Origin of the sequence: Rhodoferax mekongensis, from assembly GCF_032191775.1 — a bacterium.
In the GTDB taxonomy this organism is placed as follows: domain Bacteria; phylum Pseudomonadota; class Gammaproteobacteria; order Burkholderiales; family Burkholderiaceae_C; genus Allorhodoferax; species Allorhodoferax mekongensis.
This window is the reverse complement of the sequence record NZ_CP132507.1, coordinates 1824156-1849535: the sequence shown is the minus strand read 5'-3', so window position 1 is coordinate 1849535 and position 25380 is coordinate 1824156. Positions and strand designations below refer to the sequence as shown.

The 25380-nt window shown below is 59.2% G+C and carries 26 protein-coding genes; 8 read left to right on the top strand and 18 right to left on the bottom strand.

What is annotated here, in order from left to right; genetic code table 11:
- Positions 1-70 precede the first annotated feature (70 nt).
- From lysS to RAN89_RS08965, 4 genes are all read left to right on the top strand, one after another.
- Positions 71-1618 (top strand): lysine--tRNA ligase, encoded by a 1548-nt coding sequence (lysS, locus tag RAN89_RS08980; RefSeq protein ID WP_313869239.1) that lies wholly within the window; start codon positions 71-73, stop codon positions 1616-1618.
- A 55-nt stretch (positions 1619-1673) separates the two neighbouring features.
- Positions 1674-2207 carry a YgjP-like metallopeptidase domain-containing protein gene (locus RAN89_RS08975; RefSeq protein WP_313869238.1) on the top strand — a complete coding sequence of 178 codons (534 nt, stop codon included), beginning with the start codon at positions 1674-1676 and terminating at the stop codon, positions 2205-2207.
- 3 nt (positions 2208-2210) lie between these two features.
- Positions 2211-2831 (top strand): pseudouridine synthase, encoded by a 621-nt coding sequence (locus tag RAN89_RS08970; RefSeq protein WP_313869237.1) that lies wholly within the window; start codon positions 2211-2213, stop codon positions 2829-2831.
- Positions 2832-2914: 83 nt separating this feature from the next.
- Positions 2915-3514: a chalcone isomerase family protein gene (locus tag RAN89_RS08965; protein WP_313869236.1), complete on the top strand. Its 600-nt coding sequence runs from the start codon at positions 2915-2917 to the stop codon at positions 3512-3514.
- Positions 3515-3517: 3 nt separating this feature from the next.
- Here RAN89_RS08965 and RAN89_RS08960 read toward each other — a convergent pair whose 3' ends face one another.
- The 4 genes from RAN89_RS08960 to RAN89_RS08945 are packed head-to-tail and all read right to left on the bottom strand — an operon-like array spanning position 3518 to position 5146.
- The gene (locus RAN89_RS08960) at positions 3518-3730 is read right to left on the bottom strand and encodes a DUF3820 family protein (RefSeq protein WP_313869235.1); all 213 of its coding nucleotides are present in this window, start codon (positions 3728-3730) and stop codon (positions 3518-3520) included.
- Positions 3730-4095: a translation initiation factor Sui1 gene (locus tag RAN89_RS08955; RefSeq protein ID WP_313869234.1), complete on the bottom strand. Its 366-nt coding sequence runs from the start codon at positions 4093-4095 to the stop codon at positions 3730-3732. The genes RAN89_RS08960 and RAN89_RS08955 overlap by 1 nt, the downstream gene beginning before the upstream one ends.
- A 17-nt stretch (positions 4096-4112) precedes the next feature.
- The gene (locus tag RAN89_RS08950; protein WP_313869233.1) at positions 4113-4700 is read right to left on the bottom strand and encodes an OmpA family protein; all 588 of its coding nucleotides are present in this window, start codon (positions 4698-4700) and stop codon (positions 4113-4115) included.
- Positions 4697-5146 (bottom strand): FecR family protein, encoded by a 450-nt coding sequence (locus RAN89_RS08945; protein WP_313869232.1) that lies wholly within the window; start codon positions 5144-5146, stop codon positions 4697-4699. The genes RAN89_RS08950 and RAN89_RS08945 overlap by 4 nt, the downstream gene beginning before the upstream one ends.
- A 187-nt stretch (positions 5147-5333) precedes the next feature.
- Between RAN89_RS08945 and RAN89_RS08940 the strand changes: the two genes are divergently transcribed.
- From RAN89_RS08940 to RAN89_RS08925, 4 genes are all read left to right on the top strand, one after another.
- Positions 5334-5561 (top strand): hypothetical protein, encoded by a 228-nt coding sequence (locus RAN89_RS08940; RefSeq protein ID WP_087496875.1) that lies wholly within the window; start codon positions 5334-5336, stop codon positions 5559-5561.
- The gene (locus RAN89_RS08935) at positions 5561-9574 is read left to right on the top strand and encodes a Pls/PosA family non-ribosomal peptide synthetase (protein ID WP_313869231.1); all 4014 of its coding nucleotides are present in this window, start codon (positions 5561-5563) and stop codon (positions 9572-9574) included. The genes RAN89_RS08940 and RAN89_RS08935 overlap by 1 nt, the downstream gene beginning before the upstream one ends.
- 16 nt (positions 9575-9590) lie before the next feature.
- Positions 9591-10190 carry a 4'-phosphopantetheinyl transferase family protein gene (locus tag RAN89_RS08930; RefSeq protein WP_313869230.1) on the top strand — a complete coding sequence of 200 codons (600 nt, stop codon included), beginning with the start codon at positions 9591-9593 and terminating at the stop codon, positions 10188-10190.
- A 265-nt stretch (positions 10191-10455) separates the two neighbouring features.
- Complete coding sequence (locus tag RAN89_RS08925; protein ID WP_313869229.1) at positions 10456-12177, top strand: S8 family peptidase; 1722 nt, start codon at positions 10456-10458, stop codon at positions 12175-12177.
- On the opposite strand, the gene rrtA is transcribed toward RAN89_RS08925, so the two are convergent.
- From rrtA to RAN89_RS08855, 14 genes are all read right to left on the bottom strand, one after another.
- Positions 12124-12654 (bottom strand): rhombosortase, encoded by a 531-nt coding sequence (rrtA, locus tag RAN89_RS08920; protein WP_313869228.1) that lies wholly within the window; start codon positions 12652-12654, stop codon positions 12124-12126. The two genes, RAN89_RS08925 and rrtA, sit on opposite strands and share 54 nt — an antisense overlap.
- A gap of 20 nt (positions 12655-12674) precedes the next feature.
- Positions 12675-13778, bottom strand: a complete 1104-nt coding sequence (gene nagZ, locus RAN89_RS08915; protein WP_313869227.1) for a beta-N-acetylhexosaminidase — start codon at positions 13776-13778, stop codon at positions 12675-12677.
- A gap of 75 nt (positions 13779-13853) precedes the next feature.
- Positions 13854-14246 (bottom strand): holo-ACP synthase, encoded by a 393-nt coding sequence (gene acpS / locus RAN89_RS08910; RefSeq protein ID WP_313869226.1) that lies wholly within the window; start codon positions 14244-14246, stop codon positions 13854-13856.
- Between the two features lie 9 nt (positions 14247-14255).
- The gene (locus tag RAN89_RS08905) at positions 14256-15005 is read right to left on the bottom strand and encodes a pyridoxine 5'-phosphate synthase (protein ID WP_313869225.1); all 750 of its coding nucleotides are present in this window, start codon (positions 15003-15005) and stop codon (positions 14256-14258) included.
- Entirely contained in the window at positions 15002-15751 is a 750-nt protein-coding gene (gene recO / locus RAN89_RS08900; RefSeq protein ID WP_313869224.1) for a DNA repair protein RecO, read from the bottom strand. Before recO ends, RAN89_RS08905 begins: the two co-directional genes overlap by 4 nt.
- A gap of 116 nt (positions 15752-15867) precedes the next feature.
- Positions 15868-16827, bottom strand: coding sequence for a GTPase Era (era, locus tag RAN89_RS08895; RefSeq protein WP_313869368.1), 960 nt, complete (start codon positions 16825-16827; stop codon positions 15868-15870).
- Between the two features lie 104 nt (positions 16828-16931).
- Positions 16932-17618 (bottom strand): ribonuclease III, encoded by a 687-nt coding sequence (gene rnc, locus RAN89_RS08890; protein WP_313869223.1) that lies wholly within the window; start codon positions 17616-17618, stop codon positions 16932-16934.
- Entirely contained in the window at positions 17619-17966 is a 348-nt protein-coding gene (locus RAN89_RS08885) for a DUF4845 domain-containing protein (RefSeq protein WP_313869222.1), read from the bottom strand.
- 34 nt (positions 17967-18000) lie between these two features.
- The gene (lepB, locus tag RAN89_RS08880; RefSeq protein WP_313869221.1) at positions 18001-18966 is read right to left on the bottom strand and encodes a signal peptidase I; all 966 of its coding nucleotides are present in this window, start codon (positions 18964-18966) and stop codon (positions 18001-18003) included.
- Positions 18966-20777, bottom strand: a complete 1812-nt coding sequence (gene lepA, locus RAN89_RS08875; RefSeq protein WP_313869220.1) for a translation elongation factor 4 — start codon at positions 20775-20777, stop codon at positions 18966-18968. Before lepA ends, lepB begins: the two co-directional genes overlap by 1 nt.
- Positions 20778-21253: 476 nt before the next feature.
- Positions 21254-22666, bottom strand: a complete 1413-nt coding sequence (locus RAN89_RS08870) for a DegQ family serine endoprotease (RefSeq protein ID WP_313869219.1) — start codon at positions 22664-22666, stop codon at positions 21254-21256.
- A 118-nt stretch (positions 22667-22784) separates the two neighbouring features.
- A complete protein-coding gene (locus RAN89_RS08865; RefSeq protein ID WP_313869218.1) occupies positions 22785-23756 on the bottom strand; it encodes a MucB/RseB C-terminal domain-containing protein in 972 nt (323 codons plus the stop codon).
- Positions 23756-24352 carry an RseA family anti-sigma factor gene (locus RAN89_RS08860; RefSeq protein WP_313869217.1) on the bottom strand — a complete coding sequence of 199 codons (597 nt, stop codon included), beginning with the start codon at positions 24350-24352 and terminating at the stop codon, positions 23756-23758. The genes RAN89_RS08865 and RAN89_RS08860 overlap by 1 nt, the downstream gene beginning before the upstream one ends.
- 10 nt (positions 24353-24362) lie before the next feature.
- Entirely contained in the window at positions 24363-24983 is a 621-nt protein-coding gene (locus RAN89_RS08855) for a sigma-70 family RNA polymerase sigma factor (RefSeq protein ID WP_313869216.1), read from the bottom strand.
- Positions 24984-25380 lie beyond the last annotated feature (397 nt).

The following is a 25380-nucleotide window of genomic DNA, read 5'->3' as shown; positions in this document are numbered from 1 at the left end:
TACAATGGAGGGTTACGGCCAAAGCCCCGTGAGGGGTGCCGAATTCCCACCCGAACCCAAAAGTCACTCCATGTCTGACCAAAACCAAGTTGCTCCCGCACCGCAAGACGAAAACCAGTTGATCCACGAGCGCCGCGAAAAGCTCAAGGTACTGCGTGAACAGCAGGCCGCTGGTCAAGGTGTGGCCTTCCCGAACGACTTCCAACCCGCGCACAAAGCTGAAGAACTGTTCGGTGCCTACAACGACAAGACCACCGAAGAACTGGCCGCCTTGGGTGCCACTGCCAAGGTCGCCGGCCGCATGATGCTCAAGCGGGTCATGGGCAAAGCCAGCTTCTGTACCCTGCAGGACTCTTCCTTCGGCCCCAGTGGTGGCCGCATCCAGCTATATGTGCGCGGTGAAGACGTGGGTGTGGACCTATACGCCGCCTTCAAGCACTGGGATTTGGGCGATATCGTGGCCGCAGAAGGCACGCTGTTCAAAACCAAGACCGGTGAGCTGTCCATCCATGCGACCCGCATCCGCCTGCTCACCAAGAGCCTGCGCCCCATGCCCGACAAGTTCCACGGCATGGCGGATCAGGAAGTGAAGTACCGCCAGCGCTATGTGGACCTGATGACCGATGTGGAAACCCGCAAGCGCTTCGTAGCGCGCAGTAAAGCGGTCAGCGCATTGCGCGAGTTCATGGTCAACCACGACTTTATGGAAGTCGAAACGCCCATGCTGCACCCCATTCCCGGTGGTGCCAACGCCAAGCCGTTCAGGACCCACCACAACGCGCTGGACCAGGAAATGTTCTTGCGCATTGCGCCCGAGCTGTACCTCAAGCGCCTGATCGTCGGTGGCTTTGACCGCGTGTTCGAAATCAACCGCAGCTACCGCAACGAAGGTATCTCGGTGCGCCACAACCCCGAGTTCACCATGATGGAGTTCTACGCGGCCTACTGGAACTACCAAGACCTGATGGACTACACCGAGAAGCTGATCCGCGACGCAGCCCGGAAGGCCACTGGCGGCTTGCGACTCAGCTATGCCGGCAAGCCTGTGGACTTGGAGCAGCCGTTTGAACGCCTGACCATCGTGGAAGCCATCCAGAAGTACACCGACGCTGGCGACAACGTGTTTGACGCTACCTGGCTGACCAATGCCGTCAAAAAGCTGGGCCTGACTGAAGCTAAGAACCGTTTGGAAGGCCGCAGCCTGGCCAGCCTGCAGGTGCTGTACTTTGAAGAAACCGTGGAGGAGAAGCTGTGGAACCCCACCTTCATCATGGAGCACCCCACCGAAATCTCGCCGCTGGCGCGCGCCAACGATGACCGCCCTGAAGTGACCGAGCGCTTTGAGCTCTACATCACGGGCCGCGAGTTCGGCAACGGCTTCAGCGAGCTGAACGACGCCGAAGACCAGGCCGCCCGCTTCCAAGCCCAAGTGGCCGCCAAAGACAGCGGCGACGACGAGGCCATGCACTTCGACCACGACTTTGTGCGCGCACTGGAATACGGCATGCCCCCCACCGGCGGCTGCGGTATCGGCATCGACCGCCTGATGATGTTGCTGACCGACAGCGCCAGCATCCGCGATGTGATCCTATTCCCCGCGCTGCGCCGCGAAGTGTGATTCAAATTTGAAGCAAAATCGGCCTCTGGCGCTCGCAGAATCTGCGCGAGCAGCTATGAAATTGGTAGCAGCGCCTGCGCTGCGCTACCTGAATGGCTACCCTGCGGACACCTTGGCCCAGGTGCAGCACATGCTGGCCGAGGGCCGGGTGGGTGACTGGCTCACCCGCCGCCACCCGCAAGCGCACGGGGTGCGGACCGACAAAGTGCTGTACGACTATGTGCAGGACATCAAGTCAGACTATCTGCGCAGCACCGAGCCCCTGAGCAAAGTAGCGTTCGACAGCAAGCTGCATGTCGTCAAAAACGCGCTGGGCACGCACACCACGGTGTCGCGCGTACAGGGCAGCAAGCTCAAAAGTAAACGCGAAATCCGGGTGGCCAGCCTGTTCAAGGACACGCCGGAGCCCTTTCTCAAAATGATTGTGGTGCACGAGTTGGCCCACCTGCGCGAGCGTGAGCACGACAAGGCCTTCTACCAACTCTGCACCCACATGGAGCCGGCGTACCACCAACTGGAGTTCGAGGTGCGCATCTACCTCACGCATCTGGAAGCAACTGGCGAACGCCTGTGGGCGGCAGCTGACTAAACCATGCAGAACACCCCGCGCCGCCCTCGCCTTTCGGTGCGTGCCGCCCCGTCGCCACCGACACCGGCATCTGAGTCGCGCCTGATTTGCTTCAACAAACCCTATGGCGTGCTCAGCCAGTTCACTCCTGAGGGGCGCTGGCGCGGGCTCCAAGATTTCATCGACCTTCCCGGCGTCTACGTGGCAGGCAGACTGGACGCCGACAGCGAAGGCCTGCTGTTACTCACCAACGACGGCAAGCTGCAAGCGCGCATCAGCGACCCGCGCTTCAAGATGGAAAAGACGTACTGGGTGCAGGTAGAAGGCGAACCCGACGATGCAGCCCTCACCGCTCTGCGCCAGGGCGTGATGCTCAACGACGGCATCACCCTGCCAGCACGCGCCCAACGCATCCCGCCGCCAGAAGGCTTGTGGGAACGCGACCCGCCGGTCCGGGTCCGGCAAACCATCCCGACCAGCTGGATTGAGTTGGTGATCCGCGAGGGGCGCAACCGCCAAGTGAGGCGGATGACGGCGGCCGTCGGCTACCCGACCCTGCGATTGATTCGTGCCGCCATCGGCCCCTACCGCTTGCAGGGTCTGCCCCAGGGAACCTGGAAGGATGACTCACCAAGTGCGATGTGAGGGATCCGCTTTCAAAATTACTAATCAGTAATTTTTTATCCTAGATAGTTGCATTTTCTGGAAATTGGGCCAAAAATACGCCCATGCAAGCCCTACCCCTCACCACCGGCCCTACCGATCCTGACATCGTCGTCTTGCGCCGCCGCAAGGTGGTGATGCTGACGCTTCTGGGTACCCTTGTGCCGCCAACATGGGCGCAAGACGCGTCCGCCAACCGCGCGCCCTCCGTATTGAACGCCTATGGTGCTGATTGGCTGCCCAAAGGAAGTGGACCACTCAAATTTTTCGGGTTCAAGGCATACGACGCCACGCTGTGGTTACCTGCAGCCAGCGGGGGGAGTTTCAGCTTCAACCGGGCTTTTGCGCTGGAAATTGTTTACAACACCTCGGTCAAAGCCAGCGATATCAACAACACCTCGCTGATTGAAATCTCGCGCATCAGCGCAGCCACGCCCGAACAAGTGCAGGCATGGTCCGCCTTCATGACAGGGATGTTTGTGGATGTGAAATCCGGCGACCGCCTGCTGGGCGTCCATGTGCCCGGCGCCGGGGCCCGATTCTTTCTGAACGGCCGACTATTGGGCGAAACACCCGATGCAGCCTTCAGTGAAGCGTTTTTCAAAATCTGGCTGGACCCCAAGGCGCGCAAACCGGAGCTGCGCGCGGCACTGTTGGGCCTTTAACAGCTAGCGCGGACGCAGAGGTGTGAGCAAATCACTCAAGCCGTTATGGTCGATTTCATGCATCAGCTGCAACAGGCGGCCGATTTCGCCTTTGGGAAAGCCTGATCGGGCAAACCAGTTCAGGTAGTCGCCGGGCAAATCTGCGATCAGACGCCCCTGGTATTTGCCGAAGGGCATGGTGCGCTCCACCAGTTTTTGCAAGTCTTCTGCCTGCATCAGCCGCCCGCACGCTTGACGGTAAAGCCTTGCGCGACCAATGCCGACATGATTTTGTCCACATGGTCACCCTGCACCTCGATCACCCCCTCTTTGACGGTGCCGCCCGAGCCGCAAGTGGCCTTGAGTTTTTTGCCCAGCGCAATCAGCGCGTCGTCGTCCAAGGGCACACCTTTCACCAGCGTCACACCTTTGCCTGCGCGCCCTTTGGTTTCGCGGGACACACGCACAATGCCGTCGCCGGCAGGTCGTTTTGGTACGTGGCACACACAATCGGCAATCGCCTGGCGGCACACCGGACAGGTGCGACCCACCTCGGTGGAATACACCAGCCCACCCAGATCAGAGAGAGATTTTTTCGCCATCAAAAGTAAACCAGGACTTAGCGGATGATGATTTCCGCGCGGCGGTTTCGGGGCTCGTTCACATTGGCTTCCGTGGGCACCACCGGCTCTCGCTCGCCACGGCCAATGGCTTCCACCAATGCGGGCTCGAATCCACGCTGAATCAACAGATTGCGGACAGCCTGTGCACGCTGCAGAGACAAGGTGTCGTTGGCTTGCGGGCTGCCGGTCCGGTCGGTATGCCCGATCACCTGAATTTCGCCACCGGCTCGGGCCGTGGCCTGCTCCAAGATGCCTTGCAACTGGTTTTGCGAATCAGGGGTCAATGTCGACGTACCGGGCTCAAACTGCAAGGTGAAGCGAACCGGTGGCAGCAAAGGCAAAGCCAGCACAGCGCCATGGCGCTTGGACACTTCTTCCGCATTGGACTGCTGGGCTTCCAATCGGCCGTCACGTTGCAGCGCTGCCGTCTGGTAAGGCTGCGTCAGGTCCACCACGCCAGCAGCACTTTGCACCTGGACCGCAGTGGCACGCCCGTCGTCTTGGGGCAGCAAGGTCACGCGACTGATAGGCGCGCAGGCCTGCAAGCCGGCAACCAGCACCAACAAGGCGAGGCGCATGTTCATAGCACCTCCACGATGAAATCGGTGCCGCGCACACTGACCGTCGATGCCGGGGTGCTGACCTTGACGTTGTCAGGCTGGACCTTGCCCAAGAGCCCGGTCACCATGCGAATGGTGCCTTGCAACACCCGGATGGCCAGGTTGCCTTGTTGGGTGGTGCCGTCAAACTGAAAGCGGGTGAGGTCTACCGTGGTGTTGGGGCCGATAGCAATTGTGGTGCCATCACGCAACATCAACACCGCAGAACCTGTGGCATCGGTTTGCACACGATCCGCCTCCACCACCCCGCCACCTGAAGCGACTGGGCGCTTGGCATCTCCTTGCCCCACGGTAACGGCGCCTTGCACAGCCTTGAAGGTGCCACTGCGGGCTTCCTGCGCTTGCACGGACTGTGTGAGCAAAACCAGTGCGCAGAGCAGGCCGGGCATCAAGAGGGAGGGAAACTTCATGATGGTTGGATTCTTTCGGAACGTAGCCCTCCATGGTACCGGACACACCCTGACACAGCGAAGGCCCCGCCACACGCCGTCGTCCAGCCGAATACAACCACTATCATTTTTATAGCTAGCCGCGCACTAGCGTCGGGCGCAATGTGCGAAAATAGTGCTAAACCATTTCCGGCGAATCATCCGCACCATGTCCCGTCAAAGCGTCTGGGCCACCAAAGTGGCCGCTCTCATCAAAGGCAACAACAGCCAAGCTGCGCTTGCACAAATCAAGGTCGCGCCCACGGTGAAAGACCTCCAGCAACTGCGCGCCCTGATGACCGCCGATGGCAGCCTGCTCAAGCACCGCCTCATTGACGAAGCAACCCGCGACCAGATCGTGGCACTCTCCGCCCCCCGCCTGCACCGCTCCCCCTGATGTCTTTTGATTCGGTTTTGCCCGGTCCAGAGGGCGGTCTCGTCCTGCGCGGTCCAGACATGCCGGAGCTGTTGAGCCCGGAAATTTTGGCCGACCTGTTTGAAGCCAGTGCATTGCGCGCACCTCATTCCATCGCCCTGACCGATGGAGTGACCAGCCTCACCTATGAAGAACTGAATACGCAGGCTGACCGCGCAGCGAGCCACTTGCTCGCCAACGGCATTGGCGGCGGCGACATGGTGGGCTTGTGGCTGCCGCGCGGCATCCCGCTTTTGGTACTGCAACTGGCCATTGCCAAAACCGGTGCTGCCTGGCTGCCCATGGATGCCGACACCCCCGCTGAGCGGGTGTGGACCTGCCTGGAAGATGCCGCAGCCAAAGGTTTGATCAGCAGCACTGACCGCGCGGCGCCTTTCGCCTCACACATGGAGACAAAAGGCATCCCCCTGTGGACCCCGGAAACCCTCTGCGCCGACATCCCGCCCCGCCGCCGAACGCACTACAGCCCCGATCACCCGGCCTATGTGATTTACACCTCCGGCTCCACCGGCAAGCCCAAGGGCATCAGCATCACGCAAGGCAGCATTTGCCACTTTTTGCGCAGTGAGAACGTGCGATTGGGGGTGAACGCTTCGGACCGCGTGTATCAAGGCTTCTCGGTGGCGTTTGACATGTCATTTGAGGAAATCTGGATCAGCTACCTCGTGGGGGCCACCCTGTGGGTCGCCTCCAAGGAAGTCGCCAGCGACATCGAGAGCCTGCCCAGCGTGCTGGAGCGCGAAGGCATTACCGTGCTGCACGCGGTACCCACCCTGCTGGGCCTGTTCAACCGCGACATCCCCGGACTGCGCATCATCAACCTCGGTGGCGAAATGTGTCCACCGGCTTTGGTGGACCGCTGGGCACTCCCCGGACGCCAGGTGTTCAACACCTATGGGCCTACAGAGGCGACCGTGTCTGCCAGCCTGGCCGAATTGCGGGCAGGTGAGCCGGTGACCATCGGCCAACCCCTGCCGAACTATGGCCTCATGGTGCTGGACGTGAATAGCATCGAGAACCTGCAACTGGTGCCCCATGGCACGACCGGGGAGTTGTGCATCACCGGCCCGGGTGTGGCCGCCGGTTATCTTGGCCGCCCTGATTTGACGGCGGAAAAGTTCCTGCCCAACCCCTGGTCCACCGGCACCCACGACCAACGGCTGTACCGAACCGGGGACCTGGCCTGCATCACCCCGGAGGGACAGGTGCAGTGCCTGGGCCGTACGGACGACCAGGTCAAGATCCGCGGCTTTCGGGTAGAGCTGGGCGAGATTGAGTCCGCGCTGTGTGACCAGCCCGGTGTGGCCGCCGCCGCCGTCATTCTCCGCGTGGAAGACGGTGTGGAGCAGCTGATCGCCTTTCTGGTGGGGGATGCGGCACACGCACTCGAATTGCGCCACGCGCTGACAGAACGCTTGCCCGTCTACATGGTGCCCGGCCACTACGAGGTGCTGCCGGCCATGCCACGGCTGGCCTCGGGCAAGATCGATCGCAAGCAGCTCAAGGCGCGAACACTGAGCCAGCCGGCCACGGTCGACACCGGGTCCGACACGCCGCAAACACCTGCGGAACAGGTGCTGTTTGCTGCGCTCGGCCATCTGTTCGCCGGGCAGGCTATCCGGCGCACTGCGGACTTCTTTACCGACCTGGGCGGGCATTCGCTGTTCGCCGCCCGCCTGGCCTCGCGCCTGCGGCAACAGCCGGGCTACGCCCATGTGACGGCGCGGGACATCTACCAACACCGCACGGTGGGCGCGATTGCTCATGCCATGGACGCGCCACGGGCTGATGCCGTCCAAGTCGACACCACTTGGGTACCACCCGGCACCTGGCAGCGCTGGCGCTGTGGCCTCGCACAAGCGGCGGCCATTCCCTGGCTGGTTGCCATGCGTATGGGCCAGTGGCTGGCGCCTTTCTTCACCTACCACTTCTTCACGGGTGAGCCGGAGGATTCCATTCCTGTGGCGATCGCCGCCTCCGTACTGGCGTATCTGCTAGCTACTGTGCTGGAGTTCGCGGTAGCGATTGCCGGTAAGTGGTTACTCATGGGGCGCATGAAGCCGGGCAGCTACCCGCTGTGGGGGTTCACCTACTACCGCTGGTGGCTGGCGGACCGTCTGCTGGAGGCAGCGCCGGTGTATCTGCTGAGCGGCTCGTCCATGTATGGCTGGTGGCTGCGCGCCCTGGGGGCCAAGGTGGGGCACGACGTGGTGATCGGCTCCATCACGCTGCGCGTGCCGGATCTGCTGACCATTGGAGATGGCTGCAGCATCGGCAATGCAGTGAATTTCGAGAACGCGCGGGTGGAGCATGGTTTGCTGCGTATCGGCACCATCACACTGGAAGCTAACAGCGCGGTGAATTCCTATGCGGTGCTCGAGGGCAACACCCGCTTGCAAACCTGGGCGCACTTGGAAGGCCAGTCCGCACTTCGCGATGGACAGACCATTCCTGCCGAACGCGTGTGGGCAGGCTCACCGGCACGGGATACCGGCCGCTTTGAACGTGAAGCACAAAAACCTCGCCCGGTGCTGACGCGTACCACCCAGTGGCTGGAAGGTATGTACTTCGTGTTCGGTGCCTTGCTGATTGCGACCCTGTTTTTCCTGCCCGTGTTCCCCAGCTTTGTGCTGATCGACTGGATTGACGAAAACGAGCTGTTTCCGTGGCTGGCCTCGAACGAGATCGGCTGGCAACTTCTGAAGTATTTTCTATTGGCTTTTCCTGCAGCCGCCGTGCTGCTCGTGTGCACGGCATTGCTATCGGCAGGCATTCGCTGGACCGTGTTGCCCAGGCTGCGCCCCGGCAGCTGGCCGGTGCACAGCGCGCTGTACTGCGCCAAGTGGCTGGTGAACCAGATTCAGGAATCCAGCCTGCACGTGGTGCACGGGGTCTATGCCACGCTGTACGCGCCGTGGTGGTACCGCCTGCTGGGGGCCAAGGTCGGCCGCGATGCCGAGATTTCTTCGGCTCTGGGACTGGTGCCTGACATGCTGACGTTGGGGGACGAGACCTTTATCGCCGACGCAGTGATGTTGGGCGATGAGCACATCGACGGCGGCTGGATGAGCATGCAGCCCACCGTCATTTCCAAACGCAGTTTTGTGGGCAATGGCTCCTACATCCCGGATGGAACGGTGTTGCCGGAGAACGTGCTGATCGGTGTGCATTCCACTGCCCCGACCAATGCGCGCATGAAGAATGGGGACACCTGGCTGGGTTCCCCGCCCTTGCATTTGCCGGCACGGGAAGAGACGGCTGGATTTCCCGAATCGCTCACTTTCAAGCCCTCACCGGGCCGCCGTTTGGTGCGGGGGCTGATTGAGGGCTTTCGCATCGTGGCGCCGCATGCGATTGTGATTTCCGTGGGCTACACCATCGTCCTCAAAGTGATGCCATATGCAGGCGAAGGGCTATGGTGGACCGTGATCGGTTACCTCACTATTTCCGGCCTGCTGTACGGACTGGGAACCTACCTTTTCGTGGTCGCACTCAAGTGGCTGCTGATGGGCCGCTACCGCAAGCGCAGCACCCCCATGTGGACATCCTTCGTCTGGCTGTCTGAAGGTGTGACCAATTTGTTTGAAGGCATTGCCGTACCGAATTTCATGCGCTACCTGCGCGGCACACCGTGGTTGCCGGTTGCATTCAACGTGCTCGGCTGCCACATCGGCAAAGGCGTGTACATGGACACCACCGACATCACCGAATTTGACTGTGTGTACATCGGCGACTACAGCGAACTCAACGCCCTCACCTGCCCGCAAACCCACTTGTTTGAGGATCGGGTGATGAAGATCGACGACGTGCGGATCGCAGATCGCGTGTACCTCGCACCCCGTAGCGCGGTGCTCTACAGCGCAGAAGTCGGCTCCGGCGCGTGGCTCGGCCCGCTTACACTGGTGATGAAGGGGGAAAGCATTCCCGCCGCCAGCAAGTGGAGTGGTTGCCCGGCTGCGCCTACGGCAGCCTGAGATCAGCGATGCCGTCGTGAATCAGGTACGAATCCATCTACGGTTCACAGAAGAAGCTGCGCAGGACTTGCGCGAAAAGGACTTCGCACTCATCTCTTTAGCGCTGCGACCCGGCCTCCCGCGCGCAGAGGCGCGCAAGCTGGCCAGAGCAACATTGCGGGAAGCTGTGCAACACCATTTCGGATGCGATGCCAAGGCTGTGTCCGTCGAAACGGTTTCCGGCAAGGCTCCTCTCGTTAAGATTGGCCGCCAGCGAGTGCATGTGTCGTTCAGCTACGAACAAGACTGGGCGTTCATAGCTCTCGATGTGCGCAGACCCATCGGCATTGACGTTACGTTCATTAATCACGAAGCGGAATGGCTTGAGGAATGCGTCAGGGTGGCCAAAGAATTTCTGCCACCTGCGATCTCACGAAGAATTGAAGGCTTGGCAGGCCTGGAGCGCGCCACTGCATTTGCCGAAGAGTGGGCCCTGCATGAAGCAAAACTTAAATGCATGGGCTTGCCACTCCAAGAATGGACAAGCGAACTCGAAGTTCGCTTGTCCGGAATGCGGACGGGCTCGCTCGGAGACATAGCAGGATTCATGGTCGCCTATGCGTGGAAGGAAAATTGAAAACCCTGATGACGGGCTAAACTGCCGCCGCATGAGGTCTCCACGCACCATTCTTTGTGCCTTTCTCGTTCCTGTTCTCCTGGGAACTGTGGGATTTGCCTTTTCGGAAACTTCGGGGTACTTTGATCTGCGATCCCGCACGCGGTCAGGCGAAAGTTTTCAGCCCTCTGTGCCGAAAGCCAAGGAGCAGCTCCAACGCATTTTGGTGACCTTCAAGGACAACTCCGCGCCGCGGAGTTCGCGTCAGGCAACGGTGGAGCAGCGAATGAAAGACCGGATGGCCTCTGCTGCGTCAGAGGCCAGCTCTGGCAAGGTCAAGGGGCTCTCCTATCTGCGTGCGGTCTCAGGTAACAGCCACGTTTACCTCACAGACAACACACTAGACAGGTCTTCCATGCAGACCGTGATTCAGGCACTGTCCCGGGACCCGGCAATTGAAAGTGTCTCAATCGATGAACGCATGGTTGCCCACGCATTCAGTCCCAACGACACAGCCTACGTCAACAACACCCAGTGGCAACTGAAGGCACCGACCACCGATTTAGGTGCAGCTAATTTCGCTGCTGCCTGGAATAGGATGACTCCGGCCTCCGCACCTGTCAGCGGGGAGAACGTTGTGGTGGCAGTGCTGGATTCGGGGTACAGGCCGCATGCCGACTTGGCGGACAATCTGGTCGGCGGCTACGACTTTATCCGTTTGGACGCTGACGGATCAGCTTTTACGGCCAACGACGGTAATGGCAGAGACACCGACGCGCAGGACCCCGGCGACTGGAATACCCAAGCCAGTGCCTGTGATCTCCAGTCGAAGTCCAGCTGGCATGGAACGCGTGTGGCAGGCATCGTTGCTGCTGTCACCGACAACAATCCGGGCACACCCGGCACAACCGATCTTTTTGCCATGGCTGGAGCGGCCTACAAGGCCAAAGTACTTCCTGCCCGGGTACTCGGGGTATGCGGAGGCTACGTCTCGGACGTGGTCGATGCCATCCGATGGGCGGCGGGCATCTCGGTGAACGGACTCACCAACCCCTTTCCTGCCAAAGTGATCAACCTGAGCCTGGGCGGAGCAGGCACTTGCAACACCCAGTATCAAACCGCGATTGATGAAGTACGCAATACAAAAAATGTGACAGTGGTCGCCTCCACGGGTAACGACAGGAGCACCTCAACAATTACCCAGCCAGCGAATTGCAGACATGTGATCGCCGTCACAGCGCACCGGAAAGATGGCACCAGCCCCGTATTTGCCAACGTTGGAGCGGGCACGACCCTCAGTGCGCCGGGTGTGGAGATATACAGCACCAGCAACGACGGAGCCCAGACCCCCGGGAGCGACACTTTTGCTTCGGAAAACGGAACCAGTTTCAGTGCTCCCATGGTGAGCAGCGTGGCCGCCATGCTCTATCAGATCAAACCTGCGATCACGCCTGACGAGGTCACTTCCAGAATCACCAACAGCGTTCGCAGTTTTCCGGTCAGTACCTATTGCAGCAACAACTACATGTGCGGAGCGGGCCTATTGGACGCAGATGCAGCGGTTGCCCAGACCGTGGATAACGACACACCTTACGCATACGCCTCTGCGAGCCAGACGCAGAACGTGGCCCGTGGCAGCTCCGTCACGCTGACGGGCGTAGCCGGCGCAGGAACCCGCGGCAACAGCTTGGCCACTGTGCAGTGGACGCAGATTTCCGGCCCGACCGTCACCATATCCAACGCAGCGGGGAATGTGGCAACCATCCTCACCCCCGCCAACTCCATTGACAACCTCCTCGTGTTCCGCTTCAGGGCTACCACGCTCAGCCCTGATGCGAAGACGGCTGACGCCTATGTCACGATCAGTTTGGCGTCGGCAGCGGATGCTTCGTCAGGCGGCGGTGGTGGGGGTGGCGGCAGCGTGGACGGCCTGAGTTTGTTGTTTCTGGCAGGGCTATCCCTCTTGGCTATGTTTATGGCGGCCATGGTACGCAAGCATTCCTATTAAGGCTGCCCCCACAAGCCCACCGAAGGCACCCGCCATGTGCGCAGGAGAGTAGACCGGGAAGCCCCATAAAGCCTGGGTTGTTGGTGGGTCAAGCTCTACCAGAAGCTTGAGGACTACAGCCACCAACAATGTAAGCCCGATCCACATGGCCGTTCGCGATTTGCGGAAGTTCCGTATCGCCATGAGGACGGCCCCACCAGCCGCCCATCCGTGCAAGGCACCGGAAGCGCCGGCGTAGTAGTCACAGTGCGCATCCCAAACCACGACCAAAGCGACACCCAGCATTCCGCCAGCCATCGCAAGGGCTTGCTCTTGCCAGCGTATCCATGGACGAAACAGGCTCCACAAAAGGATGGCACCTGCCAGGTTCGCCAGAGCGTGAACAGTGTTGAAGTGTGCGAATTGGGCACTGAAAGGCAGCCACCATTGCCCGTCCAGAAATACTTGGCGGCGATAAATCAGCGCGGCAAAGTCCATGGCCGGCGCTGCGCAGGGTCTCAGGCGATCCAGTCCAGTGCCTGCATGTAGTCGGGGTGCACCATGAGGTCGTCCCACGCCATGGCAGGGCTGGTGGGCAGCAATGCGCGGCGGCGGGCTTCGCTCGCCTCCAGTGCCTGCCACTGGCCCTTGAGCTGGGCTTCGGTCAGGCCGTCGATCAATTCGTCCACCGCTTTGCCACCGCCCTCGGCATGGGCCATGGACTGGTTGCACAAGAGCACCAGGTCACAGCCTGCGTTCAGGGCGACCATTGCTGCCTCGGTGTAGCTCACGGTTTTGCCGTCGATCAAGCGGGCGCCGGCCATGGACAGGTCGTCACTGAAGATAGCGCCGGTAAAGCCCAACTGGCCACGCAAGATGTCATTCAGCCACACGCTCGAGAAGCCCGCGGGGCGGCTGTCAACCTTCGGGTAAATCACGTGAGCGGGCATCACGCTGCTGGTCACGGTGTTGAGCCAACGGTAAGGGGCAGCGTCGTCCGCCAAAATGGCTTTGAGGCTGCGCTTGTCTACCGGGATGTCGATGTGGGAGTCGGCTTTCACAAAGCCATGGCCGGGGAAGTGCTTCCCGCAGTTGGCCATGCCACTCTTTTGCAAACCGTGCATCAGGCTCTTGGCCAGCATGCTCACCACACGCGGGTCGCGCGCAAAAGCACGGTCGCCGATGACGCTGCTTTCGCCGTAGTCGAGGTCCAGCACCGGCGTAAAGCTCATGTCCACACCACAGGCGCGCAACTCGGCACCGAGTACATAGCCGGTGGCGGTGGCCGCGTTGATAGCGTCCAAGGCGCCCGCCTTCTTGGCGGAGGTGGTGGGCACGATGTCACGCATCCACATCTCCCCCAAGGCGCGCATGGGCGGCAGGTGCGTGAAGCCGTCGGTCTTGAAGCGCTGCACCCGACCGCCTTCATGGTCCACGCAGATCAGCAAATCCGCGCGCACTTTTTTGATGTCGCGGCACAGCGCCGTGAGTTGCGCGCGGTTTTGCCAGTTGCGGGCAAACAAAATCATGCCCCCCACCAGCGGGTGTTTCAGGCGCTTGCGGTCCACGGCGGTGAGGCTGGTGCCGGCGATATCGATGATCAGAGGGGCGTGGAATGTCATGGTGTTTATTGCTATCAATTCAGGAGCTGCCTGCGCATATTCTATGAGCGCCAGCGGCTATTTTTATTCAAGTTCTCAGCGGGTTTCCACCACGCAGAAGCTGGCGGCGTAGTCAGTTTCGTCCGTCACAGTGATGTGGGCCTGCAGCCCTTGGGCTTCAAACCAGGTCTTCAGCTCACCATGCAACACGATGACCGGCTTGCCACTGCGCTCGTTGGTAATCTCGCAGAGCTTCCAGCTCATGGGCATGCGCATGCCCAGCCCGATGGCCTTGCTGAATGACTCTTTGGCACTGAAGCGGGTGGCCAGGTAACGCAAGCCACGTTCGGGCCAGCGGGCGCTACGGGCCTTCCAGGTTTTTAGCTCTGCGTCTGACAGCACCTTGGCCGCGAAGCGCTCGCCATGGCGCTCCACGCTGGCGCGTATGCGGCGCACATCGCAGATGTCAGTGCCAATACCGTAAATCAAGGCGCGCCTTTATTGCCCAAGGCAGGCCAGATAGGCCTGGATAGTGGCGGTGTAGCCCAGCTCCAGCGCGTCGGCAATCAAAGCATGGCCAATGGACACTTCTTGCAATCCCGGCACTTGCTGCGCAAACGCAGCAAGGTTGTCACGGTTCAAATCGTGGCCAGCATTGACGCCCAGTCCTGCGTCCAATGCGGCTTGGGCGGCAGCGGCGAAACGATCCAATTGCGCTTGCTGATCCGCGGTGCCCCAGGCGGCGGCGAATGGCTCGGTGTATAGCTCAATGCGGTCTGCGCCCACCTCCTTGGCAGCCGCCATGGCCGTGGGGTCTGCGTCCATGAACAGGCTGACGCGCAGGTTCAGGGCGTGGGCTTCGGCAATCAAGGGCTTCAAGCGCTCGGCATCCGCGGGAAAGCTCCAGCCGTGATCACTGGTGAACTGGCCTTCCGAGTCGGGCACAAAGGTCACTTGGTGCACCGGCAAGCCGCGCTGGCGCAGATCGCGCACACAGTCCATCAGGTTGTGAAACGGGTTGCCCTCCACGTTGAATTCGCGATCCGGCCAGGCTTTGAGCAGCTCCGCCAAGTCCAACACATCTTGTGCGCGGATGTGGCGCGCATCAGGGCGTGGGTGCACCGTGATGCCGGCTGCGCCCGCTTCCAGGCACAAAGTCGCTGCGCGGGTGACGCTGGGAATGCCGAGGTGGCGGGTGTTGCGTACCAGTGCCACTTTGTTCAGGTTGACGGAGAGATGGGTTTTCATAGGTTTTGAATATCAATCATCATCTGCCGCGTGCGCAGCGTCTTGACGCCGCAATGGTAGTGCAGCAGCGCCCGCAACTGGGGTTTGAGCTCCGACATCACCTCCGCGCAGGCCCGTAGCGTGGTGGTGAAGGGGGCATGGTCTGCAATCGCGTCTTGCAATGTCACCCACTGGCTGCCCGAGAGGCCCGCGCGGTCGTCAGGTCCGGCTTGTCGTAAACCGCCCTCAGGAACCAGCACGTAGCGTACATCGGCCTGCAAAGGCGCGAGAGTCATGGTTTGTGCATCAAGCTGTGGCAAGAAACCCACTTCACGCAACAAAAGTAGCTCGAACGTGCGCAGCGCCGCCTGCAACACTTCGCCGTGCTCACTGGCAATGACCCGAACCACTTGGGCGTAGATGTCGAAAAGTTCGGCGTGCGGGTCGTCACGCGCCAGCAAGGTGATCAGCAACTCATTGAGGTAGTAGCCGGACAGTAGCGCATCCCCGGTCGGCATCACATGACCGCCCTGCCACTCCGCGCTGCGCAAAGTACGGATCTCGGCATCGCCTCCAAAAGCCAAGCTCAAAGGCTGGAGCGGCAAGAGGATGGGGCGGAAGCTGGAGGTGGGCTTCTTCGCCCCCTTGGCCACCAGGGCAACCCGGCCGTAGTGTCGGGTGAACACCTCCAGAATCAGGCTGCTCTCGCTCCAGTCGTAGCGATGCAATACAAACGCCGGCTCGTCAGCAATCCGCTTGGTCGCCATGGATCAGCGTGTCTTGTTACCAGCAAACGCCGCGGAGCTGGCTCTGCCAGGCCGCTGGCGTTGCCCCCTGCAAGGGGGAAAGCGGCTACGCGAAGCGAGCAAGCCGGGGGGTGTGCTCATTCATAACCGAAGCTGCGCACGCGCGCTTCGTCGTCGGCCCAGCCGGAACGCACTTTCACCCACAGCTCCAGAAACACCTTGGCATCTGCCAGTTTTTCGAGTTCCACACGGGTTTCCATGCCAATGCGCTTGATGCGCTCGCCCTTGTCGCCGATCACCATGGCCTTGTGACCATCGCGCTCCACCACAATGGTGGCGGCGATGCGCAACAGGCGCTTCTGGCCCTTTTTCTGGGGCGGCTCTTCTTCGAACTTGTCGATCACCACCGTGGAGGTATAGGGCAGCTCGTCACCGGTCAGGCGGAACAACTTTTCGCGGACCAACTCACTGGCCAGAAATTTCTCGCTGCGGTCGGTCAGCTCGTCTTCCGAGTACCACCAGGCCTGTTCGGGCAAGAACTTCTCGCAAATGCCCAGCAGGCGCTCAATGTCCTTGGCGTTTTTGGCTGACAGGGGGATCATCTCGGTGAATCGGGCGCGGGCCTGCATGGCTTGCAGCCAGGGCGCCAAGCCGGCGCGCTCCTTCACGTTGTCCAGTTTGTTGGCCACCAACACCACAGGAATGCCGTCACCTAACAACTTCAACACTTTTTCATCGGCCGAGGTAAAGCTGCCGGCCTCCACCACAAACAACACCAGGTCCACATCCGACACAGCACCCTGCACGGCCTTGTTCAGGGATTTGTTCAATGCGTTGCCGTGGATAGTCTGGAAGCCGGGGGTGTCCACGAACACAAACTGGGTTTGCCCTTCGGTGCGCATGCCGGTGATTCGGTGTCGTGTGGTTTGCGCCTTGCGCGAGGTGATGCTGATCTTCTGCCCCACCAATGCGTTGAGCAGGGTGGATTTACCCACATTGGGCTTGCCCACAATGGCGACCAAGCCGCATCGTTGGCCCGCACCATCGGTGCCGGGGACTGCCAGTTTCGGCGTGCTCTTGAGCAAACCTTCCAGCATGGCATCCAGGTCGTCCTGGACCTCAACCGCCGCTGGCGCTTGAGACTCTTTTTGCCCCTTCGCGCCCGTGGAATCTGCGCGAGCAGCTACTTTTTTAGGAGCATTCATGATTTGACCTTTGCTTTGATGGTTTGCAGCATGGCTGCTGCCGCTGCTTGCTCTCCGGCACGGCGGGAACCGCCTATGCCGCGTTCCGACAAGCGCAGTTCGGGCACCTCGCACTCCACGTCAAAACTTTGTTTATGCGCCGCACCTATCGTGCCCACCACGGTGTAGATTGGCAGTTTCATTTTGCGGCCCTGCAGCCACTCCTGCAACTCGGTCTTGGCATCTTTGCCGATGGCCTGCATCTGCGGGTTGATTTCCACAGCTTCAAACAGGCGCTGCACCAGGGCTTGGGCCTTGGCAAAACCCGCATCCAGATAGACGGCACCGATGATGGCCTCCAAGGCGTCAGCCAGGATGGAGGCACGCTTCGGGCCACCCGAGCGCATTTCGCCCTCCCCCAGCTTGAGCACGTCGGGCAAACCTAATTTGAGTGCCAACTGGTGCAGCGTCTCCTGCCGGACCAGGTTGGCCCGCACCCGGGACAAATCCCCTTCGGGCAAGGTCCCCAAGCGCGCATACAAGAGATCGGAAATGGCCAAGCCCAAAACGGAATCGCCCAGAAACTCCAGGCGTTCGTAGTGGTCAGCAGAGAAGCTGCGGTGGGTCAACGCCCGCGCCAGCAGGGAAACATTCGAAAACTGGTGCTGCAGCCGTTGCTGCAGCGCGATCAAACCATCTGTCACTTATTTGGATCGTCCAGCGTATTTAAGGGTCAGGAAAGCGGGACCGGCAAGGTGGATTTCACGTTGGTACGCAAACGCCACGACGACTTTGTCGCCTTCCTTGCTCACTTCGAGGTCCTTGCCTGTGATGGACTTGATAGTGTCAACTTCAGCCTGTTTGTCGAAAATCGCACGTACCTCCACCACCGATTGGCCAGCGGATGCGCGTTGTGCGGCCTTTTCGATCGCCATGTATTCGATCACCGTCGGAAATGCTTGAGCAGCAATGACCCCCGTCATAGCCAGAATGCCGCCTACAAAGAGAAGGCCAATGAAAGAGATGCCGCGTTGTTTGGATTTACTGTGCATGTTGTGACTCCCGAGACTCAAGGTCGATAAAGATTCAGTTAAACCCGCCAATCCGCTTGAGATTGGTAAAGTTCATCCACACAAAAAAAGCCTTGCCCACGATATTTTTGTCAGGGACAAAGCCCCAATAGCGTGAATCCAGCGAATTGTCGCGATTGTCGCCCATCATGAAGTAGTGGCCTTCCGGCACTTTGCAGGTGACACCTTCCACGGTGTAGTTGCAATTCTCCATGCCTTCAAACTTTTCAACCCCGGCCACAAAGGCGGGCCTGCGCGCGTCATTCAACAACCGGTGAGGCTTGTCGCCCAAAGTCTCTTCAAACTGCTTGAAGTACTGGCTCGCATCTTCATCAAAGAAGTCCGGCAATGCGTTGGTTTCCAGTGGCTTGCCATTGATCGTGAGTCGCTTGTTCAGGTAGGCCACAGTATCACCCGGCACACCCACCACCCGCTTGATGTAATCCAAGCTGGGCTTTGGGGGGTAACGAAACACCATCACATCCCCGCGTTGGGGCTTGTTGCCCTCGGTGATTTTGGTGTTGACGACCGGCAATCGCACCCCGTAGGTAAATTTGTTCACCAGAATCAAGTCACCCACCAGCAAGGTAGGAATCATGGAGCCTGACGGTATCTTGAAGGGCTCAAACAAAAACGAGCGCAATAGAAACACCACGATGATCACCGGGAACAGACCGGCCGTCCAGTCCAGCCACCAAGGCTGCATCAGCAGTTTGACTTTGGCTTCCTGGATGTCCCCATCCACCTGGGTGATACCCATTTGGGCCAGGCCTTCCCGCCGTTTGGCATCTTGGGCCTCCAACTCGGCGACTGCGCGTTGTCGCTGTGGCAAGAAGTAAAAGCGTTCGGCAAGCCAATAAGCACCGGTGACCACACTGGCCAGGAACAGCAGCAACGCGAAGTTGCCATCGACCAGACCGAAATACCAGGATGCGCCGTAGGCAACGAAGGCCGCAAGAACGGCTGCTGTAAATGCTTGCATTAATCTTCCACTTGGAGAATGGCGAGGAAGGCTTCCTGGGGAACCTCCACCGACCCGATTTGTTTCATGCGCTTTTTACCGGCTTTTTGCTTTTCCAGCAGTTTGCGCTTGCGCGAGATGTCACCGCCGTAGCACTTGGCCAGCACGTTCTTCCGCAGCGCTTTGATTGTCTCACGCGCAATAATGTTGGCGCCAATGGCCGCCTGAATCGCTACGTCGTACATTTGGCGGGAGATGATTTCACGCATCTTGCCAACCACCGCACGCCCCCGGTAGGCAGATTGGCTACGGTGCACGATGATGGACAAGGCATCCACCTTCTCTCCGTTCAGGAGGATGTCCACCTTGACGACGTCGGAGGCCCGGAACTCTTTGAACTCATAGTCCATGGACGCGTATCCGCGACTCACGCTCTTGAGCTTGTCAAAGAAGTCCAGCACGATTTCACCCAGCGGCATTTCATACGTCAGTACCACTTGGCGGCCTTTGTAGGCCATATTCATCTGCACGCCACGCTTCTGGTTGGCCAGGGTCATGACCACGCCCACGTACTCTTGGGGCATGTAGAGGTGCACCGTGACGATGGGCTCGCGGATTTCGGCCGTCTTGCCGATCTCTGGCATCTTGGAGGGGTTCTCCACCATGACCACTTCGCCATCGCTCTTGACCACTTCGTACACCACGCTCGGGGCAGTGGTGATCAAGTCCTGATCAAACTCGCGCTCCAGGCGTTCCTGGACGATCTCCATGTGCAACAGGCCCAGAAATCCGCAACGGAATCCGAAGCCCAGCGCTTGCGACACCTCTGGCTCGTAATGCAAGGAGGCGTCATTGAGTTTGAGCTTTTCCAACGCGTCCCGCAAGGAGTCGTATTCACTCGCTTCGGTCGGGTACAGACCGGCAAACACCTGCGGCTGAATTTCCTTGAAGCCGGGCAATGGCTCTGTGGCGGTCAGGGCGGCACCACCCGTGCCGGGCTTCACCAAGGTCACCGTATCGCCCACCTTGGCGGCCTGCAGTTCCTTGATCCCGGCAATGATGTACCCCACCTCTCCGGCCTCCAGCGAAGTGCGTGGCTGGTTCGCAGGGGTAAACACACCCAAATTGTCCGCGTTGTAGGTCGCACCGGACGCCATCATCTTGATACGTTCACCCTTGCCCAAGCGGCCATCCACCACGCGCACCAACATCACCACACCCACGAAGCTGTCGTACCAGCTGTCGATGATCATGGCGCGCAATGGGGCTTCAGGATTGCCCTTGGGTGAAGGGATCTTGGCCACAATGGCTTCCAGAATGTCGTCAATGCCCAAGCCGGTTTTGGCCGAACACACGATGGCATCGGTCGCATCAATGCCAATCACATCTTCAATTTCGCTGCGGGCATTGTCGGGGTCCGCATTCGGCAAGTCGATCTTGTTCAAGACCGGCAACACCTCCACATCAAGATCCAAGGCGGTGTAGCAGTTGGCTACGGTTTGCGCTTCTACGCCCTGGGAGGCATCGACTACGAGCAACGCACCTTCACACGCGGAGAGCGAGCGGGACACTTCGTAAGAGAAGTCCACGTGACCGGGCGTGTCAATCAAATTCAGGTTGTAGACCTTTCCGTCCTTGGCCTTGTATTGCAAAGCAGCGGTCTGCGCCTTGATGGTTATCCCACGCTCTTTCTCGATGTCCATCGAATCCAGCACCTGCGCCTCCATCTCACGCGCTTCCAGCCCGCCGCAACGCTGAATCAAGCGATCTGCCAGCGTGGATTTGCCATGGTCAATGTGGGCAATGATCGAAAAATTTCGGATGTGATTCATCAACGACGAGCTTCAAGTAATTGAATTAAAAGGAACAGCCATGAAAAAAGGGCGCGTCGAGTGAGGACGCGCCCTGAACCAACAATCTATTGGCAACTGCGATAGTTGGAAGCTCATTGTAGGCAAAAAGTCCAGAGAGCACAGTCCAAAAATCCCGGTTCAGGGGACGTTGCATCATGGCAACATCAATATTACCCACAACTTATCCACAAATCATCCAATTACTAACTGAACAACATGTGGGCGAGCTGTGGAGTGTCTGTGGGGCATTCAACGACGTCCCACATCATGGATTATCGCAAGATCTATATATCTTCTTTGCACCAAAGAATCCGTCTATTCTAACCAGCACATTAAATTTACCCTGTTGATTTAACACCATCATCAAGGCAAGGAACCTGAAACGAAAGCAACACCACGAGCCATCAAAGGCCCAACAACCCTACAACCTGCTCTGATTTAGGGTTGATGACTCCTCAGCGATTGGCCCGAATCACCGCGTACTGTGTCCAGTCTCCGCGCCGGAACAGTACGTTCAGCGGCTTGGACTTGTCGTGTTTTGCAATCACTGCGTCAAATTCCTTCACGTTCAGGACTTCGACGTTGGCAACCTGCAGGATGATGTCACCCTCTCGCAACCCCGCACGCGCGGCAGCATCTGTTGCGCCCTCAATGCGAACACCGCCACGAACGCCCGCCTCTTTGCGCTGGGCTTCCGTCAAAGGAGCCACTGCCAATCCAAATACTTGGGCCGCGGTGGACGCATTGGGCTTGTCGTCCTTGCTGTTTGCTTTGGCGACTGGCTTGTCCGCCTCAATCTCGGCGATCACGACCTGCAAATCTTTGCTTCCGCCCCGACGGAATACCGTCACCGTGCTTTTCGTACCGGGCTTCGTACCGCCCACAATGCGTGGCAGGTCACTGGATTTCTCAATCACCTTGCCATCAAAGCGCGTGATGATGTCTCCGGCTTCCACACCGGCCTTTTCGGCCGGAGAACCTGCCTCCACCCCGCGCACCAAAGCACCGGTCGGCTTTCCGAGGCCAATGGACTCCGCCACATCCTTGGTGACCTGATCAATCTGCACGCCGATGCGCCCACGTGAGACACGACCGGTTGCTCGCAATTGGTCACTCACCCGGACTGCTTCATCCATGGGGATCGAAAACGAAATACCCATGAATCCGCCCGAACGAGAGTAAATCTGGCTGTTGATGCCGACCACTTCCCCGCGCATGTTGATCAAGGGCCCACCGGAATTTCCGGGGTTGATAGCAACATCCGTTTGGATAAAGGGCAAGAAATCACCCGTGTCCCGCTGTTTGGCACTGACGATACCCGCAGTCACCGTATTTTCCAGACCAAATGGGGAACCAATGGCCATTACCCACTCCCCGACACGCAGGCGGTTGACGTCACCTACCTTCACCGCGGGCAACCCACTCGCCTCGATCTTGACGACCGCAACATCCGACCGCTTGTCAGCACCCAGGATCTTGGCTTTGAATTCTCGCTTGTCCGTCAAAGTCACCAGCACTTCATCTGCGCCTTCGACAACGTGGGCGTTCGTCATGATGACACCGTCCGAAGTCAGGATAAATCCGGAACCTACACCGCGCGGTTGCTCCTCTTCCTGCTGTTGGGGACGGTTCTGCCGCGGTGCCTGTTTGGGCAAATTGGGAATCGGCAAGCCGAATCGCTTGAAGAACTCCAGCATCTCTTCCTCACCAGGCCCACCCTGCTGGGCACGGCTGCTGACTTTCTCCAGCGTGCGGATGTTGACCACCGAGGGGCCCACCTGATCCACCAGATCGGTAAAGTCCGGCAACGCGCGTGCTTGCGCATGGGCCACACCCGTCGGAAACAATGCGGCGGCAGATACAGCCATGAGGCCTGCCAAACAAAAGCGTCGTGCGCTGGAAATCCAAGCAGTCATCGTCTTCATCCCCCGAAAAATATCGATATGGCGACTTATTTTTTGCGTTCAAGTGCTTGAACAAAAGTGGCTAAGGTGGCGGCGGGCACTTCACCAACGCCGGTGATCCACCAAGCTCCGGATTTGCGGGTTTGGGTACGTGTAGCCCCCCCAAGTCTGCTACGCCCGCCTGCGTATGGCGTGCCGGATCGAATCGCTCCACAAAAAGAGATACGGTTGCCAAGCCGTCCGAGAACATCCATTGCATGGTGCTCTCAGCTTTTCCCGAAGCACCTGCCAACAGTGCCACCGGGCGGGTGTAACAGCCAGCGGACTTGAAGCCCGGCACCATGCTGGACATGGCCCAGCCCTGGGCTGCCGCTGTCGTCTTTTCGGTCGTGCGACGCTCCAGTCTGTATCCCTCTGTCTGGCTCATCAACTGGCTCAACTTCGCCGCATTTACCGGAGCATCCAGCTGCAATTCAGAGAAGGCAGACTGCTCCAAAGTCCTTCCGTCCACATCCAAGGTCTGCAGTTGAACAACCAAACCGGACTTCTTCTCACTCCAGACACGGTACCCGTAGCGCATACTGTCCTTGGGCGTGATCTGGACCACATCAGCTTCCAGCCCGGCCACCCGGTCAGAGGCCAAAACCTTGAGCTGATAAAACTCATCCAGTACTGCGCTTTGCGACTTCAAAAGTCCGGGAAACAATCCAAATGCATCCCGGGTTTCCGCAATACCGACCTTGGCTGTGGGGTACAGCGTCAATACCTCCGAATTTTTCCGGAAAGTAGAACGAGGAGTGCCGCTCAGCGACTCGATCCGCTCTAACTGCTGATCCCCGTCACACACATGCCAAATTTTGGCACTCGCCATCTGTGTCCCGGCAGACACAACAAAAGTCCCTGTGTAGGTGCGGTGGCGGGATGCCTCATGCAGACGCATGAGCCAGGCGCTCACCGAGGACTCCTCGGCCACTGCCAACGCAGGCATAAAGGACAGGATCATCAAGGCGGAGCAAAGCAATGCCTTGGCAACAGAAGCCGTTCGGATTTCCATCACCGGCCGGGGCTTTCATAAGTTGCGTTGCGCAAAAATCCTGATGGCGCTTGCCATGCGGAATGCCCCCCCATTTGCTGGTGGGCTGCCATCAATGCATCGAGCTCCGGGTTACGCAACATCACACGCCCGTCAGCAGTAGCCACTTCGGTTGCTACCGGTACCAAGGGTGTACCGTTCCGGGCAAATGATTCAGAGGAATCGCCCTGAGGCCACAGGACCGCAGCAAGTCCTCCTACTGCCAACACCATGGCGAACGAGGCCAACGCCCGGACTCTCCAGAATGATGCATTGGATGCCGAACTTGCAACGATTACCCGGTTTGGCACCTGCATCTCATTGTGGATAACCGGCACATCAGTTTCTTGAGCCAAGCGCTTCTGCAGAGATTGCCAAAAAGCCAAATCCCCGGAAGGGGCTTCAACCCGCTCGCCCCGGACAGAAGCCGCCACAGCGTGATGCACGGCCCATGCCTCATAGCTGGCAGGTTCAGCCTCCATGGCGTCCAGCAAAGAGCCCATCTTGTCCGCCTGCAATTCCCCGTCTGCAAGCGCCGCAATTTGCTCTTGCAAAGTCAGCGATGTGTTGTGTTCCATACCCATGTCCTTACCAACGCTTGCCTGTTTGCTTATCCAGAAGTGGTTTCACCTTGGCCGATATCGCCTCTCGTGCACGGAAAATCCGCGAGCGTACAGTCCCTATCGGACAAGCCATAGCCAGAGAAATTTCCTCATAACTCAACCCCTCAATTTCCCGGAGCACCACTGCTTGGCGCAATTCTTCAGGCAGTTCATCCATCGCGCTGTTGACAACACCAGCGATCTCTTTGGCAGCCAACACCGATTCAGGCGTTTCGTCACTGCTTGGTTCGCTCTGGCGCACAGAAGTTTCATCTTCCTCATCCCGAGCGAAAAAAGACTCAGAAACAGTTCTGTCCCGCTTCAATTCCAAAAGTGCTTTTTTGGCGGTGTTTACCGCAATGCGATACAGCCAGGTATAAAACTGCGCATCGCCCCGGAATTGGTGCAAAGCCCGGTACGCCCGAATGAAAGTCTCTTGGGTGATGTCTTCGACCAGATCCACATCACGGACCATTCGGCCTATAAGTCGCTGAACCCGTCGCTGGTATTTGAGAACCAAGAGGCCGTAGGCCCGCTGATCGCCGGCAATCGTTCGCTCAACCAAGGGCCAATCAGCATCCACGGCCTTTTCCAGTGGGTCGGTCATCTTGAGACCCGCTGGTTGACTTCAAGGGGGCTGTCCGTGTCCGCACGGAAAGCGCTTACCCCCACAAGTGCCCGGCGCATAGAGCGCCACTGCACCATATTCAGAGGATCAGCATCCATCCACACTCCAAAGCTCCTACCGGTGGCAGGAACCAGCAATAGCCACAACGAGGTCTGGAAATCATATTGAATGGCCACCGCTTTCAAGGGCTGTGACACCCCAGACCAATGCCAGGCGTCCCCGTCCCAGCGCAATCGCCCTTGGGGCATATTGCGCCAGTAAGCAACAAGCCAAGCCGACACAACGGACCAAAGAAGCGCCAATAGCAAGACACTCATCCCCGGCATACCCGTGTGCCAGCCATACAGCGGAACACCTGCAAACGTGAAGGACAGCG